The sequence below is a fragment of the Modestobacter sp. VKM Ac-2978 genome (assembly GCF_026968025.1).
Lineage (GTDB): Bacteria > Actinomycetota > Actinomycetes > Mycobacteriales > Geodermatophilaceae > Modestobacter.
In genome coordinates this window covers 287472-304367 of the sequence record NZ_JAPVBP010000004.1, presented here as the reverse complement: position 1 = coordinate 304367, position 16896 = coordinate 287472, and the positions used below count along the sequence as shown (strand labels likewise).

12 protein-coding genes are annotated in these 16896 nt (G+C 75.8%); 5 read left to right on the top strand and 7 right to left on the bottom strand.

The features are described 5' to 3' along the window. Window positions 1-69: 69 nt before the first annotated feature. The 7 genes from nirD to O2W53_RS12430 form a co-directional block, all read right to left on the bottom strand. The gene (nirD, locus tag O2W53_RS12460) at window positions 70-447 is read right to left on the bottom strand and encodes a nitrite reductase small subunit NirD (protein ID WP_269163355.1); all 378 of its coding nucleotides are present in this window, start codon (window positions 445-447) and stop codon (window positions 70-72) included. Then, the gene (gene nirB, locus O2W53_RS12455; protein WP_269163354.1) at window positions 444-3077 is read right to left on the bottom strand and encodes a nitrite reductase large subunit NirB; all 2634 of its coding nucleotides are present in this window, start codon (window positions 3075-3077) and stop codon (window positions 444-446) included. Before nirB ends, nirD begins: the two co-directional genes overlap by 4 nt. A gap of 150 nt (window positions 3078-3227) precedes the next feature. Then, window positions 3228-5096, bottom strand: a complete 1869-nt coding sequence (locus tag O2W53_RS12450) for a hypothetical protein (RefSeq protein WP_269163353.1) — start codon at window positions 5094-5096, stop codon at window positions 3228-3230. Window positions 5097-5114: 18 nt separating this feature from the next. Continuing rightward, a complete protein-coding gene (locus O2W53_RS12445; protein ID WP_269163352.1) occupies window positions 5115-6083 on the bottom strand; it encodes an NAD-dependent epimerase/dehydratase family protein in 969 nt (322 codons plus the stop codon). Further along, window positions 6080-8650 carry an alpha/beta fold hydrolase gene (locus tag O2W53_RS12440; protein WP_269163351.1) on the bottom strand — a complete coding sequence of 857 codons (2571 nt, stop codon included), beginning with the start codon at window positions 8648-8650 and terminating at the stop codon, window positions 6080-6082. Before O2W53_RS12440 ends, O2W53_RS12445 begins: the two co-directional genes overlap by 4 nt. Further along, on the bottom strand, window positions 8647-9672 hold the full coding sequence (locus O2W53_RS12435; RefSeq protein WP_269163350.1) for a 3-oxoacyl-ACP synthase III: 1026 nt from the start codon (window positions 9670-9672) through the stop codon (window positions 8647-8649). Before O2W53_RS12435 ends, O2W53_RS12440 begins: the two co-directional genes overlap by 4 nt. Before the next feature lie 140 nt (window positions 9673-9812). After that, window positions 9813-11258 carry a cytochrome P450 gene (locus tag O2W53_RS12430; protein ID WP_269163349.1) on the bottom strand — a complete coding sequence of 482 codons (1446 nt, stop codon included), beginning with the start codon at window positions 11256-11258 and terminating at the stop codon, window positions 9813-9815. Window positions 11259-11353: 95 nt separating this feature from the next. Here O2W53_RS12430 and O2W53_RS12425 point away from each other — a divergent pair, with 95 nt between their 5' ends. From O2W53_RS12425 to O2W53_RS12405, 5 genes are all read left to right on the top strand, one after another. After that, a complete protein-coding gene (locus O2W53_RS12425; RefSeq protein ID WP_269163348.1) occupies window positions 11354-11863 on the top strand; it encodes a 2Fe-2S iron-sulfur cluster-binding protein in 510 nt (169 codons plus the stop codon). Next, on the top strand, window positions 11860-12879 hold the full coding sequence (locus O2W53_RS12420; protein WP_269163347.1) for an FAD binding domain-containing protein: 1020 nt from the start codon (window positions 11860-11862) through the stop codon (window positions 12877-12879). Before O2W53_RS12425 ends, O2W53_RS12420 begins: the two co-directional genes overlap by 4 nt. After that, entirely contained in the window at window positions 12876-14963 is a 2088-nt protein-coding gene (locus O2W53_RS12415) for a xanthine dehydrogenase family protein molybdopterin-binding subunit (RefSeq protein WP_269163346.1), read from the top strand. Before O2W53_RS12420 ends, O2W53_RS12415 begins: the two co-directional genes overlap by 4 nt. A 191-nt stretch (window positions 14964-15154) precedes the next feature. Beyond that, entirely contained in the window at window positions 15155-15523 is a 369-nt protein-coding gene (locus O2W53_RS12410; RefSeq protein ID WP_269163345.1) for a hypothetical protein, read from the top strand. Window positions 15524-15776: 253 nt separating this feature from the next. Continuing rightward, a complete protein-coding gene (locus O2W53_RS12405; RefSeq protein ID WP_269163344.1) occupies window positions 15777-16889 on the top strand; it encodes a LysM peptidoglycan-binding domain-containing protein in 1113 nt (370 codons plus the stop codon). The last annotated feature ends 7 nt before the right edge of the window (window positions 16890-16896 follow it).

Below are 16896 nucleotides of genomic sequence, written 5' to 3'. Positions count from 1 at the left end.
GTCGCCTGCTCTACCGGAGACAGGACCGCCGAGCAGCGCTCAACTCATCGGTCCCGGGCAGGGCGCTGCTCAGCCGCCCGAGCCGATCTCCACCCAGTCGTCGCGCAGCCGCACCGGGTGGACCGGCAGCCGCAGCGCCAGGTCCTCGGGGGCGTCCAGGCAGACCCCGGTGCGCAGGTCGAACACCTGCTTGTACATCGGGGAGGCGACCGTCGGCGCGTCGCCGCGGGTGCCGACGAGGCCCCGGGCGATCACGTACGCACCGCTCACCGGGTCGCGGTGCCCGACGGCGTGCAGCGATCCGTCGAAGAGCCGGAACACCGCGATCTGCTGGCCATCGACCAGCGCGGCCACCCCGCGCTCGGGTTGCAGCTGGTCGTACCGGCAGACCGCCGTCCAGCCGGTCGGGGCCGGCACGGCGGTGTCCGGCGGCAGGGTCGCGGTCATCGGGAGAACACCTCCAGTCGGGGGCCGGCCACCAGCACGGCGCCGGTGGCCTCGCCGGCCGTCCGTTCCGCCGCGGTGCTCGGCCGGGGCTGACCCCGCTCCACGACGTAGGACAGCGACGGGTCGGGGGAGTCGGGGGCGTTGACGAAGGAGGCGAACCGGCGCAGCTTCTCCGGGTCCTCCAGGGTGGCGCGCCACTCGTCGGTGTAGCCCTCGACGTGGTCGGCCATCGCCGCGTCCAGGTCGGCGGCGATGCCCAGGCTGTCGTCCAGGACGACGGCGCGCACGTGGTCCAGCCCGCCCTCGATCTCCTCCAGCCACGGCGCGGTGCGCTGCAGCCGGTCGGCGGTGCGCACGTAGTAGACGAGGAAGCGGTCGATGGTGCGCACCAGCGTCTCGGTGTCCAGGTCCTCGGCCAGCAGCTTCGCGTGCCGCGGGGTGAAGCCGCCGTTGCCGCCGACGTAGAGGTTCCACCCGTTGTCGGTGGCGATGACCCCGACGTCCTTGCCGCGGGCCTCGGCGCACTCCCGCGCGCAGCCGGACACCCCGAGCTTGATCTTGTGCGGTGAGCGGAGCCCGCGGTAGCGCAGCTCCAGCGCGATGGCCAGGGCGACCGAGTCCTGCACGCCGTATCGGCACCAGGTCGAGCCCACGCAGGACTTCACCGTGCGCAGCGACTTGCCGTACGCGTGCCCGGACTCGAAGCCGGCGGCCACCAGCCGCTCCCAGATCGCTGGCAGCAGCTCCATCCGAGCGCCGAACAGGTCGATCCGCTGACCACCGGTGATCTTGGTGTAGAGCCCGAAGTCGCGGGCCACCTCGCCGATCGCGATCAGCCCCTCCGGCGTCACCTCCCCGCCGGGGATGCGCGGCACCACCGAGTAGGTGCCGTCCTTCTGGATGTTGGCCATCACGTGGTCGTTGGTGTCCTGCAGCGTGGCCCGCTCGCCGTCGAGCACGTGCCCGGAGCCGAGGCTGGCCAGGATGGAGGCGACGACCGGCTTGCAGATGTCACAGCCCCGGCCGCGACCGTGCCGGTCGACCAGCTCGCTGAAGCTGGTGATCCCGGTGACCCGGACGACGTCGAACAGCTGCGCCCGGCTGACGTCGAAGTGCTCGCACAGCGCCGAGCTGACCGTCACCCCGGCGGCGGCCAGCTCGGTGGTCACCAGCTTCTTCACCAGCGGCAGGCAGGAACCGCAGCTCGTGCCGGCCTTGGTGCAGGCCTTCACCGCGCCCAGGTCGGTGCAGCCGTCGCAGCGGACGGCGTCCCGGATGGACCCGGCGGTGACGTTGTTGCACGAGCAGACCGCGGCGTCGTCGGGCAGCTCGGCCGAGGCCGGCCCGCCCTCGGCGCCCTCGGGCAGCAGCCAGGCGGCCGGGTCGCCGCCCAGCTCGCGGCCGACCAGCGGCCGCAGCCCGGCGTAGGCGCCGGCGTCGCCGACCAGGATGCCGCCGAGCAGCGTGCGCGCGTCGTCGGAGAGCACCAGCTTCTTGTAGACCCCGGCCACCGGGTCGCCGTAGACCACCGACAGCGCACCGGGGGAGGTGCCGAACGCGTCGCCGAAGCTGGCGACGTCCACCCCGAGCAGCTTCAGTTTGGTCGACAGGTCCGCGCCGGGGAACTCGGCGGCGCCGCCCAGCAGCTGGTCGGCGACGATCTCGGCCATCGTGTAGCCGGGGGCGACCAGGCCCCAGGTGCGCCCGTCCAGGCAGGCCACCTCACCGATCGCCCACACGGCCGGGTCCTCGGTGCGGCAGGTCGGGTCGACCACCACGCCACCGCGCGGGCCCACCGGGAGCTCGCACGCCCGGGCCAGCTCGTCGCGCGGACGGACGCCCGCGGCGAACACGACGACGTCGACGTCCAGGTGGGTCAGCCCCGCCGCGGAGCCCTCGGCGGCGTGCATCCGGGCGACCCGGCCGTCGCGGCCGGCGGTGAGCTTGGCCGTCGCGGTGCCGGCGTGCACGTGCACGCCGAGCGCGCCGACCAGCCGCTGCAGCGCCTCGCCGCCGCCCTCGTCGACCTGCAGCGGCATCAGCCGGGGGGCGAACTCGACGACGTGGGTCTGCACGCCCAGGGCGGTCAGCGCGCCGGCGGCCTCCAGCCCGAGCAGCCCACCGCCGACGACGGCGCCGGTGACCGGGCGGGGGCTGCCGTCCTCCTGCCGCCGGGTGTCGACCTCGGTCACGTACTGCCGGAGCGCGGCGACGTCGTCGATCGTGCGGTAGACGAAGCAGCCGGGGAGGTCCTTGCCCTCGACCGGGGGGACGAACGGCGCGGACCCGGTGGCCAGCACCAGCGCGTCGTAGCCGTGCTCCCGGCCGCCCGCCGTCCGCACCACGCGGGCCGCGCGGTCGACCTCGGTCACCTGCTCACCGCGGCGCAGCTGCACACCGGGGGTGTCCCAGAGGGCCGGGTCGCCGAGCGCCAGGTCCTGCGGGTCCCGGCCGGAGAAGTAGGAGGTGAGGGCCACCCGGTCGTAGGGGGCGCGCGGCTCCTCGGCCAGCACGGTCACCTGCCAGCCGCCGTCGGCGACCCCGCCCCGGTCGACGAGCGCCTCGACCAGCCGGTGGGCGACCATCCCGCCGCCGACGACGACGAGCTGACGAGGTGCGGGGGTGCTCATGCGCAGGGTGCTCCTTCGACGGCGGCGGTGCGGCGGGACGGCGGCCCACTGCCGAGCGAAGTTATGTACGCGGTGTTTCCGTCGCCGTCGCGACGCGTTACGGAGCGGGAAGGTCGAGCGCACACCGCCGTCGGTGCCGGCGTGAGCCGCTCAGCCCTGCGGCCCGGACCCGAAGTCGCCGAACGGCTCACCGGCCATCGGCGCCACCGGGACCTGCCTCAGCGGCTGGCCTGCGGCGTCCAGGGTCCGCACGTCCCGGGTGCCCGCGGGGAGGGGGACGACCGTGCCGCCCCCGGCCAGCGGCAGCCGGGCCAGCGTCCGGCCGGTGGCGCCGAGCACCTCGATGGCGGTCGCGTCCGGTGGTGCGGTGACGACCAGCCAGCTGCCGTCCCCGGACTGCCCGAGCCCCGGCAGGTCGACCGTGCACGTCCGGGCCACCGTCAGGGACGCCACCGGGGTGTTGCCGGCCGGCGTGACGGTGCCGCAGGCGATGGCCCCCCCGCCGCCCCCGGCCCAGGTGGTGACCACCAGCGCACCGCCGGGGCTGCGGCCGACGACGACGGCGACGGTGCCCGGGCCCCGGCTCAGCGGCAGGGTGCCCGACCACAGCAGCTCCGGGTGCAGCCCGGCGGGCTCGACCCCCAGCGGCACCGCCAGCCCGACCAGCGCGGCGGCGACCACCCGCTCGTCGGGCTCCTGGAGGACCGGGCGCACCGCGTCGAGCACGGGGAGCGGGGTGGTGCGGCCCGGCCGGTCACCGGGCCAGTCGACGGCCGACCGGTGCACCGGCCGCCCCTCCCGGGTGACCCGGACGCTCAGCGCCGGGCCGTCCTCGGTCGTGGTGGCCGGGACGACGGCCACGCCGTCGGTTGCGTCCACCGCCGTGTAGCTGCGGGCGACGGTGCCGCGGGGGCCGACCATCAGCCGGTCGGAGACCTCGATCGTGTCGCCCCGTCCGGCGACCACCACCAGCGACGCCGGGCCCGGTCCGCCCAGCAGCAGGGTGACCGGCCGACTGCGGGCCAGCCCCGGTGGCAGGTGCGGCACGAGCGTCTCCGCCGGGGCCCCGGCCGGCCCGACCAGCCAGGTGCCGCGGAAGTCCTCGTCGACCGTGCCGACGACCAGCGCCGCACGCCCGGAGGGGGTGTCCCCGGCGAAGACCACGGTCCGGTCGGCAGCCGGCGGCGCCACCAGCCCACCCCAGTCGGCCTGCTGGACGGCGGCGAGGAACGCGGGGTCGTCGGCGAGGGAGCCGCGGGCCGGACCGGTGAGCACGGGGGCGGCGCGGACCGACGGCCCGGCGTCGACGGCGGGGGCGGCCGGGGGCGCCGCCGCGAGGGGCTCCGGCGCCGGCCGGGTCAGCGTCAGGACCGCACCGGTGAGGACCAGGGCGGCGACCGCCGCTGCGGCGAGCACCCGCCGCCGCAGCCCCGTCCGGCGGTGCCCGACGTCGGCGACGGCCTGGGCAGCGTCCAGCCGCCACCGGACCGGGGTCCCGGCCAGCCGGGCCAGCCCGTCGCGCAGCCGCTCGTCGTCCGTCGCGGGCTGTGCGCGCCGGTAGGGGTCCGGCCGCGCCGCCGGTCGCAGCCGTCCGGCGCCCGCCGCAGCAGCCGCCTCTGCCTCCGCCACCGGGCGGCCGAGCACGGCGGCGAGAGCGGCCGCGTCCAGCTGGTCGGCGTGGCGCAGCACCGTGGCGGCCCGGACGCGCGGGGAGAGGGCGCGCAGCGCGCGGGACAGCTCGTCGTCCACCGCCGGGGCGAGCGGATCGGGCAGCTCCTCGATGACCTGTTCACCGCGCAGCCCTCGGCGGCCGGCGCCGGCCACCATCGCCCGGCGGGCGGTGGCAAGCGGGTCGGCCGTCGGCCAGGAGCGCCGGGTGCGGGTGAGCGCCCGCTGCACCAGCTCCTCGGCGGTGGCCCGGTCGCCGGTCAGCAGCAGTGCGGTGCGCAGCATGCCCGGACGCCGGTCGGCGACGAACCGCGCGAAGTCCGCGTCGTCCGCTGCTCCGTCGTCCGCCACCCCGTGCTCCTCCCGGTCTCAGGCCGCGGCGTACGCCTGGGCCAGCCGGGCGAAGCCCTCGTCCAGCGACACCTGCGGGGTCCAGCGCAGCGCCTCGCGGGTGCGGCGCTGGTCGAACCAGTGCGCGGTCGCCAGCTGCTCGGCCAGGAACCGGGTCAGCGGGGGAGTGTCCCGGCGCTGGGTCACCGCCCAGACTCCCTCGACGAGGCCCCCGGCGGCCCAGGCCGCCCCGAACGGCACCCGGCGGCGCGGCCCGGGCACGCCGGCGGCGCGGCACAACCGGTCGATGACCTCGGCGACCGGACGGGGCTCGCCGTTGGAGACCACCAGCGCCTCCCCGTGCACCGGCCCGCAGGCGTCCACCGCGGCGAGCAGCGCGTCGGCGGCGTTGTCCACGTAGGTGGTGTCGATCAGCGCAGCCCCGGAGCCGATCAGGGGCAACCGCCCCGTTCGGGCCCGCTCGACGATCCGCGCGACCAGCTGGGTGTCCCCGGGCCCCCAGACCAGGTGCGGGCGGACCACCAGCACGGCGAGTGCGGCGTCGTCCGCGGCCAGTGCCTCCTGCTCGGCGACGGCCTTGGAACGGGAGTAGTGCCCGCGGGTGCGCGCCGGGTCGGCCGGCTGCGCGCCGACCCCGACCAGCGCCGAGCCGCCGTGCGCGACCGACGGCGAGGAGACGTGCACCAGCCGGCCCACCCCGGCGCGGCGGCAGCCGGCAACCACCGCGCGGGTGCCGTCGATGTTGGCCCGGGCGTACTCCGCCCACCGTCCGGTGACGTCGACCTTGGCGGCCAGGTGCACCACGGCGTCCTGCCCAGTCACCGCGCGGGCCACCACCGCCGGGTCGGCGACGTCCCCGCGCACCTCCCGGCAGGGCAGCCCGGCCGGGCGGCGCTGCAGCACGGTCACCTCGTCGCCCCGGTCGAGCAGGCCCTGCACCGTGGCCCGGCCGAGCATGCCGCTGGCCCCGGTGACCAGCACCCTCATCGGCTGTGTGCCCGCGCTCCGGCGAGCGTGCGGGTCGCGCGCCGAGCCACCTCCCGCCGGTCGACCTTCGACTGGTGCCGGATGTCGACCGGCAGCCGGCCGGTGACCAGGACGGCGGCGACCTCGGTGCCGGCGGCCCCGCGGACGGCGTCGGCCAGCGCAGGACCAGCGAGCTCGAACCCGGCGCGACGGCGTGAACCGTCGGCGGGGACGACGACGACCACCAGGACCTGGGCGCCGACCGGCCCCACGCCGACGACCGCGGCGGCGCTGACGTCGTCCAGCAGCTGGACCCGCTGCTCGACGCCGACCGGGGTGACGATCCCGGCGGCGGTGGTCACCACGTGCGGCAGCCGGCCCTCGATCCACAGCCGGCCCTCGGCGTCCAGGTGCCCGACGTCGCCGGTCCGGTGCCAGCCCGGGTCGCGGGACGACGCGCGCTCGGTGGCCCACAGGGCGTCGTAGCGGTCCTTGACGTGCGCGGCCCGCACGGCGACCTCCCCGGTCGTCCCGGGGCCGTTGGTGAGGTCACCGTCGGCCGAGCCGGTCGGGGACAGTGGGCTGACCCGGACCTCGACCCCGGGCAGCGGCCGGCCGACGCACACGCCGTCCCCGGGGCCGGCGGCCTCGATCTCGGTCGCGGAGACGTCGGTGACCGGCAGCACCTCGGTCATCCCGTACGGGGTGTGCGCAGCTGCCGCGGGCAGCACCTGGCGCAGTTCCCGCAGCAATGGCAGCGGCACCGGCGCCCCGGCGGACATGAGCAGGCGTACCCGGCTCAGCGCGCTCCGCTGGGGCTCGGTCAGCTCGCCGGCGGTGGCGACGACCCGGCGCAGCGCGGCCGGCGAGGCGAACACGACCGTGCCGTCGATCGCCGCCGTGGCGTCGGCCAGGGCGGCCGCGGTCAGCGAGCCCGGCGCGGTCACGTCGACGTCGGGCACCGCGGAGCCGATGCCGAGCGCCGGGCCGAACAGGGCGAACGGCGCGAAGCCGGCGACCAGGCGGTCGTCGGGGGACAACCCGTAGGTGGCACCGACCAGGTCCAGCTGGGCCAGCGCCTGGCGTCGGGTGTAGACGACGCCCTTGGCCGGGCCGGTGGCGCCGGAGGTGAACAGGACGGCGCAGTCGGTGTCCAGACCGGCCTCGGGGGGCAGCGGCGCGGTGCTGCCCGCACGCTCCAGCTCCTCGAGCGTGTGGGCCACCCCGAGGGCGCGCGCCGCGGCTGCCGGCAGCGGGGTGGCGGCGATCCGGGTGCCCGACAGGCGCATGGCCCGCGCGGCTGCGAGCCCGGGGGCACCGCCGATCACCGCGTCGACCCGGGCGCTGCGCAGCGCGCGGCGCATGCCGCGCAGGCCCAGGCCCTTGTCGGCGACCACGATGGCCGCGCCGGCCCGCCAGACGGCGTAGACCGCGGCCGTGAGGTCGGCGGAGGGCTCGACCAGCAGGCCGACCCGCTGCCCCGGGCGGATGCCGGCGTCGGCCAGCCCGGCGGCCAGGTGCTCGACCCGGCGGTGCAGCTGCGCCCAGCTGACCGTGGTGCCACCGACCTCGACCACGGCGGGGGAGTCGTCGGCGGCCCGGTCGGCCAGCGCCGTCCCGAGGCCCCGTGGCTGGGGATGCGCGCTGCGCGGGCGGTCGGCGGTGTCGGCGGTGTACCGGCCGGTGGACAGGTCGGTGACCCACTGGGCGACCGCATCGGCGTACTGCGGCGCGTCCTCGGGGAGCAGGTGCGAGGCGCCCTCGTAGCGGTGCAGCTGGGCCTGGGGGAGCCGCTCGCGCAGGTCGGCCAGGTAGCGCTCGCCGAAGACCGGGTCGCGCGGGCCCCACAGCAGCAGCGCCGGCACGTCGAGGGAGCGGATGCCCTCGGCGATCGCCTCCTGCGCGGCCCGGGAGGGGTGGCCGGGGGAGAAGGGGATGTCGGCCACGAAGTCCCCGACCGACCGCCGGCGGGCCGCCGTCCGGTAGGGCGCGGCGAAGGCGTTGCGGACGTCGGCCGGCAGCGGGGGGCGGGACAGCGCCGTCGTCGCCCGGACGAACACCGGGGTGCCGACGGTGACCGCCGACCGGACCCCCGGGGCGTGCGCCATCCGGATCAGCGCCGGGCCGAGGTCTCCCTCGGGCATCGAGACGGCGGTGTTGCCCAGGACTAGGCCGCGCAGCTGGTCGCGGTGCGCCAGCGCCCAGCCCAGCGAGAGGACCCCGCCCCAGTCGTGCCCGACGGTGATCACCGGGCCGGTGACGCCCAGCGCGGCCGTCAGGTCACCGAGGTCGGCGACCCGCTGCTCCAGTGGCCGGGGCCCGGGGAGCCGCGCCGAGAAGCCCATGCCCAGCTGGTCGGGGGCGATCACCCGCCACCCGGGCGGGGCGGCGGCGAGGAGCCGGCGCCAGAGGTAGGACCAGGTGGGGTTGCCGTGCACGCAGAGCAACGTGCCCACCGGGTCGGGAACGCCGTTGTCCAGCAGGTGCCACTCGTGCTTGGTGCCGGTGGCGTCGGCCACGGTGACCCGGCGGGACCAGGACGGGTCGAGCCCGGGGAGCCCGGCCGGGAGGTCGGTCGGCGCCGTCACCAGGCGATCTCGAGGCAGGAGGCGTTGAGGCCCGAGCCGATGCCCATCAGCAGCACCCGGTCGCCGTCGACCAGCTCGTGCTGGGCGTGGGCCAGCGTGAAGGGCACCGAGGCCGGGCCCAGGTTGCCGCGGGTGGGGAAGGTCTTGGGCACCCGGGACTCGTCGATGCCGAACCGCTCGCACATGGCGGCGGTGTGCACCTTGGAGACCTGGTGGATCACGTAGCGGTCCATGCCGCGCTGCCAGTCGAAGTCCGCGGCGGCCTCCTCCCACATGTCCATCGACAGGTCCAGGCCGGCCTCCAGCAGGCCCTTGAGGTCGGTGCGCATCTCGTTGTTGTCGCCGATGCACAGCTCGTGGTGCTCGGTGCCGGCCCGGCTGACCGAGCCGACCAGCCGGTGGCCCTCGGGGTGCTGGTCGGATCGGCCGAGCACCATGGCGACGGCTCCCGAGCCCAGGGTCAGCGTCGCGAACTGGGCGATCACGTCGCGAGCGGTGGTGTCGGGCTGGTTCAGCCGGTCGATGGTGCGGTCCTGGACCGTCTGGGCGTCCTCGCCGTTGACGATCACGGCGTGCTCGATCATCCCGGAGTCGATCATCGCCGCGGCGAGCTCCATGCCGTTGACGAAGCCGAGGCAGGCGTTGGTCACGTCGAAGTTCTGCGCCGAGCGGGGCAGCCCGAGCGCGTGGTGGACGGCGACGGCCGTCGAGGGCTCCAGGTACCGGCGGCTGACCGAGGTGTTGACCATCAGGCCGATGCCGGCCGGGTCGACGCCGCTCTCGCTGATCGCCTTGGCGCCGGCCATGGCCGCGCCGTCGACGAACGTCACGCCGTCCTCCCACCACCGGCGCTCGCGGATGCCGGCCAACCGTTCGAGCAGGCCGGGGCGCAGCCCGACCCGCTTGTAGGTGTCGGCGAGCCGCTCGTCGATGGCGTCGGAGGTGACGACGCGGGAGGCATCGGCCGTCTGCACCGTCAGGATGCTGGTGTTGCTGAAGCGGTGCGTGGCGTTTCCACTCATGGGCGGGGTCCAGTCCTCGAGAAGGGCCGACTCTCCCACGGATGTCGCCGGCGTTCCGTTGGGCACTACCCGACGAGGACGGCGGTATGCCGCCCGGTGGCCACCCGCGGTGCAGCTCACAGCCGCCTGGTGGCCGTCTCTCAGAAGCGGACGGGCAACTCGTCCAGGCCGTAGACGAAGGACAGCTCGCGGAAGGACAGCTCCCGCTGCGGGACGGCCAGCGCCAGGTCGGGGAAGCGGCGGAACAACGCGGGCAGCACGACCCGCAGCTCCATCCGGGCCAGCTCCGCGCCGATGCACCGGTGGATGCCGTGGCCGAAGGCCAGGTGGCCGGAGGTCGGTCGCCGCAGGGGGTCGAAGACCTCCGGCTGGTCCCCGGCGGACCGGGGGTCGCGGTTCGCGCCGCTGAGCGAGGCCAGCACGACGTCCCCGGCCTGCAGGGGCACGCCGAACAGGTCCAGGTCGTGCTTGGCGAACCGGGGGAAGGCCATCTGCACGACCGACAGGTGCCGCAGCAGCTCTTCGACCACCCGGTCGACGTCCGCGCGCGAGCCGTCGCGCACCAGGGCGGCGTGCGCCGGGTCGCGCAGCAGCACCATGGTGCTCAGCGAGATCATCCCGGCGGTGGTCTCGTAGCCGCCGGTGAAGACGCCGTCGGCCAGGCCGGCGAGGTCGACGTCGGAGATCTGGTCGCCCTCGTCCCGGATGATCTGGCCGATCAACCCGGGGCCGGGCTCCGCGCGCTGCCGGGCGACGGCGTCGAAGAGGAACTCTCGCTGCGCCGAGACCGCACCGAAGGCCGCGGCGGCGCCGGCGGTCGCGTCGAAGCGTTGCACGCCGAGTCGGGCGAACGCGTCCCGGTCCTCCAGCTCCAGGCCCAGCAGCGCGCAGATGGTCTGGAACGGCACCGGGAAGGAGACCAGCTTCGCCAGGTCGGCCGGAGGGCCTGCGGCGGCCAGCGCGTCGAGCCGCTGCGCCACGATCGTCTCGATCATCGGCTCGAGCCGGGCCAGCCGGCGCATCGTGAACTCCGGCGTGATGATCTTGCGCAGCCGGGTGTGCAGCGGCGGGTCGGTGAAGCCCAGGCCGCCGACCTCGTCGGCGCTGCTCGGGCCGGGGCCCGGCAGCAGGTGCCGGATGTCGTTGCTCCAGCTGTCCCGGTCGGCCAGCACCGCCTTGACGTGCTCCGCGCCGGTGACCAGGTACACCGAGAAGGCGAACGGCAGCTTCAGCCGGTGCACCGGGTCGTGCTCCCGCAGCTGTGCCAGCCGGGGGACGGGGTCGATGCCGTCCCGCTGCAACGGCACCTTCGTCCGTTCGGGGATGAACGTCAGGCTGGAGAGGTCGATGCCGCGCTTCTGGATGCGGCGCGCCAGCAGCTTGCCGGTCCAGGCGCGCGCCCGGGCCCGCACCCCCGTACCTGCCCGCCCGCCGACGGGTGGCCGCGGCGTGGGGACGGGGTACTTCGGCAGAGCTGCGATCCGGGACGCGGGGACACGGGGTGCGGGGTCGGTGACCCCTCCCGCTGGCTGGTGGTCGATGTCGTCTTCGTACTGCAGGACGGCGTTGTCGATCAAGGCCGCCACGCGCCGTCGGTGCACCGTTCACCTGGCCGCCCACTCCACCCGGCGCGCGGGCCGGTGGGTTTGCCGGGCCGGGACGGCCGGGCACCAGCGGCCCCATGGACGCCGAGATCACCCTGCGGGTCGACGGCGAGGCCCACCGCCTCACCGTCGACACCCGCACCTCCCTGCTGGACGCGCTGCGCGAGCGGCTGGGGAACACCAGCCCGAAGAAGGGCTGCGACCACGGCCAGTGCGGCGCCTGCACCGTGCTGCTGGACGGCGATCGCGCGCTGACTTGCCTGGCGCTGGCGGTGGCGCACGACGGGGCGGAGATCACCACGGCCGACGGCCTGGCCCCGGCCGGAGAGCTGCATCCCGTGCAGCAGGCGTTCCTGGACTTCGACGCGTTCCAGTGCGGCTACTGCACCCCCGGGCAGGTCTGCTCGGCGGTCGGGGTGCTCGACGAGTTCGAGCGCGGCTGGCCCAGCCACGTCACCGAGGACCTCACCGGCCGGCCGGAGTTGACCTCCGACGAGGTGGCCGAGCGGATGAGCGGCAACCTCTGCCGCTGCGCCGCCTACGTGAACATCACCCCCGCGGTGCAGCAGGCCGGCGGTGCCCGGTGAAGCCGTTCGCCTACGCCCGGCCGGGCGACGTGGCCGAGGCTGTGCGGGACGTCGTCGCCGAGCCGAACGCGGTCTTCCTGGCCGGCGGGACGAACCTGGTCGACCACCTCCGGCTCGGCGTCGCCCGGCCCGACCTGGTGGTCGACGTCCGCACCCTCACCTCCCGCGAGGTGACCGACGTCCCCGATGGCGGGCTGCGGCTGGGGGCGGCCTCGACCAACAGCCAGGTCGCCGCGGACCCGCGCGTCCGGGAGCGCTGGCCGGTGCTGGCCCAGGCGCTGCTCGCCGGGGCGACCGGGCAGCTGCGCAACATGGCGACCACCGGCGGCAACCCGCTGCAGCGCACCCGCTGCGTGTACTTCCAGGACGTGACCACCCCCTGCAACAAGCGCGAGCCGGGCAGCGGCTGCAGCGCGGTCGGGGGCTACACCCGTTATCACGCTGTCCTCGGGACGCCGGCCGCGCTGCCGGACCCGGCCGCGCCGGAGACCTGCATCGCCACCCACCCCTCGGACATGGCAGTCGCGCTGGCCGTGCTCGACGCTCGGGTGCAGGTGCTCGGCCCGAACGGTGAACGGACGATCCCGTTCACCGAGCTGCACCGGCTGCCCGGGGACGACCCGTCCCGGGACACCGTGCTCGAGCACGGTGAGCTGATCACCGCCATCGACCTGCCCGCGCTGCCGGCCGGCACCCGGTCGGCCTACCGCAAGGTCCGCGACCGGGCCTCCTACGCCTTCGCCCTGGTCTCGGTGGCCGCCGTCGTCCCCCCGGACGGCGAGCTGCGGTTGGCCCTGGGCGGCGTCGCGCACAAGCCGTGGCGGGCCACCCGGGCCGAGGAGGTGCTCCGCGGGCAGCAGCTGACCGAGGACGCCGTCCGGGCCGCCATCGCCGCCGAGCTGGCGGACGCCCAGCCGCAGCCGGGGATCGACAGCGGCAACGGCTTCAAGATCCCGCTCGTGGCCCGCACCGTGCTCGCCACCGTGCGGGGCCTCCTCCCGGAGGAGCAGTCATGACCGACCTGCTGGAGCCGCGCGCCATCGGCCAGGACCTGGTGCGCCGGGACGGCGAGCTCAAGGTCCGCGGCACCGCCACCTACGCCTACGAGACGCCGGTCGAGCACCCGGCGTACGCCCACCCCGTGCAGGCCACGATCGCCCGGGGGCGGGTCACCGCGATGGACACCGCCGCGGCCGAGGCCCTGGACGGCGTGCTGGCCGTGCTCACCCCGTTCAACGCCGAACGGCTGGCTGATGCCTCCGACGCCGAGTACGCCGTCCTGCAGGGTCAGGACGTCGGTTTCCGCGGCCAGCTGATCGGGGTGGTGGTCGCCGAGACCTCCGAGCTGGCCCGGGAGGTGGCCGACGGCATCGCGGTCCGCTACGACGAGCAGCCGCACGACGCGGAGCTGTCCGCCGACCGGCCGGACCTCTACGCGCCGGAGCAGGTGAACGCCGGGCACGAGACCGACACCGCCGAGGGCGACGTCGCCGCTGCCATGGCCGCCGCCGAGGTGACGCTCGAGCGCACCTACTCGACTGCGATGTACCACAACAACCCGCTCGAACCGCACGCCACGACGGCGCTGTGGGAGTCGGCCGGCGACGGGTTCCTGACCTTGTGGGACTCCACCCAGGGCGTGCACCCCGACCGGGCTGCGGTGTGCCAGGTGTTCGGGCTGGACCAGGAACAGGTGCGCGTCGTCTGCCCCTACGTCGGCGGCGGGTTCGGCTCCAAGGGGCTGCCGCACGCGAACGTGATGCTCACCGCGCTGGCCGCTCGGGCACTGCCCGGCCGGCCGGTGAAACTCGCGCTCACCCGCCAGCAGATGTTCTTCCTGGCCGGGTACCGCACGCCGACCATCCAGCGGATGCAGCTGGCCGCCGACTCCCGCGGGCGGCTGTCCGCGATCGCCATCGACGTGGTCGAGCAGACCTCGAAGGTCAAGGAGTTCGCCGAGCAGACCGGCGTGCCCACCCGGATGATGTACGCCTCGCCGAGCCGGCGCTCGACCCACCGGCTGGCCGCCCTGGACGTGCCGATCCCGTCGTGGATGCGGGCGCCGGGGGAGTGTCCGGGCATGTTCGGCCCCGAGGTCGCGATGGATGAGCTGGCCGAGGAGCTCGGCATCGACCCGATCGAGCTGCGCGTCCGCAACGAGCCGGAGGTCGACCCGGAGACCGGGAAGCCGTGGTCCAGCCGGAACCTGGTGCGGTGCCTGCGCGAGGGCGCCGAGCGGTTCGGCTGGTCCGGGCCGCTGGCGCGCCGGGACGGCGACTGGCTGGTGGGCGCCGGTGTCGCGTCCTCGGTCTACCCGACGATGCGGCAGGCCACCTCGACGGCGAACGTGCGGTACGAGGACGGGCGGTACGTCGCCGAGATCGGGGCCGCGGACCTCGGCACCGGGGCCTGGACGATCCTGCCGCAGATCACCGCCGACGCCCTGGGCGTGGACGTCGCCGAAGTCGACGTGCGGATCGGCGACACCCGCTACCCGGTCGCCTCGGTGGCCGGCGGCTCCTCGGGGACCAACACCTGGGGTTCCGCGCTGGTCGTCGCGGCCCGCGAGTTCCGCACCAAGTTCGGCGCCGACCCGCGGGACGGCGACGAGGCCAGCGGGGACGTCGACCAGGCCGGGCAGGACGACACCCACTCTCCGTACGCGTTCGGCGCCCAGTTCGTCGAGGCCCGGGTCAACGCCGACACCGGGGAGATCCGGGTGCCGCGGCTGCTCGGCGTCTTCGGCGTCGGCCGGGTGGTCAACCCCCGCACCGCCCGGTCCCAGCTCATCGGCGGGATGACCATGGGGCTGTCGATGGCGCTGCACGAGAACAGCGCCTGGGACCCGCGGATCGGGCAGGTGGCCAACCACGACCTGGCCGAGTACCACATCACGGTCAACGCCGACGTCGGTGAGATCGAGGCCCACTGGATCGACGAGCACGACCCCTACGTGAACGCCATGGGGTCCAAGGGGATCGGCGAGATCGGCATCGTCGGCACGGCGGCGGCGGTGGTCAACGCCGTCCACTCCGCCACCGGGGTGCGGGTGCGCGACCTGCCGGTGACCCTGGACAAGTTGCTGCCCGGGCTGCCCTAGCCGCGGGCGGCGGGCCGATGGCCGGGACGCCCTGATGGGCACGTGCTGCCACCGGCAGCGGTCTGGACAGTGCAACAGGCGAGTGAGGAGAGGGACATGAGCGGGCAGTTCGTCGTCACGTGCGCGCGTGCAGGGACCGGGCGGGCCACCGTGGCGGCCGGCCTCGGCAGCGCACCCGTGCGGGGCCGGCGGTGAGCGCCCACCGCCGGCGCCGGGCCCTGACCCGGGCGCTCGCCGCCCCGCTGGCCGTGGGGGGCGCCGTGCTGCTGGTGCGTCCCGAGCAGGTCGCCCGGGCGGTCAGCGGTGGGGGGCGCGAGCCGAGCGCCTGGGTGGTCCGGGTGCTCGGTGGCCGGGTGCTCGTCCAGCAGGCCGCCGTCCTCCTCCACCCGAGCCGGGGTCTGGTGCTGGCGGGTGTGGCCGCCGATGCGCTCCACGCGGCCAGCATGGTGCCCACCGCGCTGGCCTGGACGGCCTACCGCCGCCCCGCCTGGGTCAGCGGTGCCGTCGCGGCGGGTGCTGCCATCGCCGCAGCCCTGGCCGCCCCCCGGCCCGAGGACTGACCCGCACCGGGGTGCCTTTCGGCAGGGTCCGTCCTCCCGGCCCCCCAGTAGCCGTGTCCAGCGCCTACTGACCCTCGATGTGTGCCAGGCCACATCGGACGCGGTCCAGCTCGCGCCCGCGGTCGCGCACCGTGTGCGCCGCGCCGGATCGAGGCAGCGAGGCGGTCGGCGACGTGGACGCAGCCGACGGGCCGCCCCTGGGATGAGCCCGACGCCGTCCCCCTGCCTTGGAGTCCCGTTGCCCGGAGTCGTCGTGCCCTCCTCGTCCCGGTGGGTGCGTCGGCACCCGGTCGGCCACCGGCCGGCCACGCGCCGTCCCGCCGGCGTGCGCTGCGCGGCCGTGCTCGTCCTGGTCGGCGCCTGTGGGGCGCTCGTCCCTGCGACGGCACTGGCGTCCGGACCCGGCGACCCGACCGCGCCCGTCGCTGCGCCGCCGGTGGTCGAGCAGCCCGCCCCCTACGTCGGGCAGACGGTCTGCGACCCCGCGGCGAAACCGGGCACGGCGGACCTGGCCGCCCTGGTGCTCGCCGCGTACGCCGCCGGGAGCAACGGGGGGATCAGCCGTGACTGCGCGGCCGGCGGCACCAGCGAGCACAAGGAGGGGCGCGCCTGGGACTGGCTGGTGCGGGCGGACGTCCCGGAGGAGCGCGCCGCCGCCGACCGCTTCCTCGGCTGGCTGACCGCGGACGGCCCCGGTGGGGAGTCGGCCTACCAGGCCCGGCGACTCGGGGTCATGTACGTCATCTGGGACGGCCGGACGTGGTCGGCCGACCGCGCCTCCGCCGGCTGGCTGCCCTACACCGGAGCCGACCCGCACACCGGGCACGTGCACCTCTCGCAGTCCTGGAGCGGCGCCCTGGGCCAGACCTCGTGGTGGACCGGGGTGGCCTCCCGGGTGGACCACCGGACCTGCGCCGAGGTGGTCGACGGGCTGGCCGACCCCGGGGCGCTGGCGACCGTCTGCGCGCCGACCCCCATGCCGGAGCCAACCCCGTCACCTGCCCCGGAGCCGGTGACGGGGGCGACGTACACGGTCGTCGCGGGGGACACGCTGGGGCAGATCGCGCTGGACCACGGGACGACGGTGGCCGAGCTGGTGGCGGTCAACGGGCTGAGCAGCACCGTGATCATGGTCGGGCAGGTGCTTGCCGTGCCCGGCCCGCCGGCCCCGGCCCCGGCCCCGGCGCCGACGCCGGTCCCTGACCCGGAGCCGGTGACGGAGGCGACGTACACGGTCGTCGCGGGGGACACGCTGGGGCAGATCGCGCTGGACCACGGGACGACGGTGGCCGAGCTGGTGGCCGTCAACGGGCTGACCAGCACCGTGATCATGGTCGGGCAGGTGCTCCTCCTCCCGCCGGCCTGAGACCGGA

Excerpts from the sequence above, each read along its gene's own strand:
- nirD (WP_269163355.1), bottom strand. The coding sequence starts at position 447 with ATGACCGCGACCCTGCCGCCGGACACCGCCGTGCCGGCCCCGACCGGC.
- nirB (WP_269163354.1), bottom strand. The coding sequence starts at position 3,077 with ATGAGCACCCCCGCACCTCGTCAGCTCGTCGTCGTCGGCGGCGGGATG.
- O2W53_RS12445 (WP_269163352.1), bottom strand. The coding sequence starts at position 6,083 with ATGAGGGTGCTGGTCACCGGGGCCAGCGGCATGCTCGGCCGGGCCACG.
- O2W53_RS12435 (WP_269163350.1), bottom strand. The coding sequence starts at position 9,672 with ATGAGTGGAAACGCCACGCACCGCTTCAGCAACACCAGCATCCTGACG.
- O2W53_RS12425 (WP_269163348.1), top strand. The coding sequence starts at position 11,354 with ATGGACGCCGAGATCACCCTGCGGGTCGACGGCGAGGCCCACCGCCTC.
- O2W53_RS12415 (WP_269163346.1), top strand. The coding sequence starts at position 12,876 with ATGACCGACCTGCTGGAGCCGCGCGCCATCGGCCAGGACCTGGTGCGC.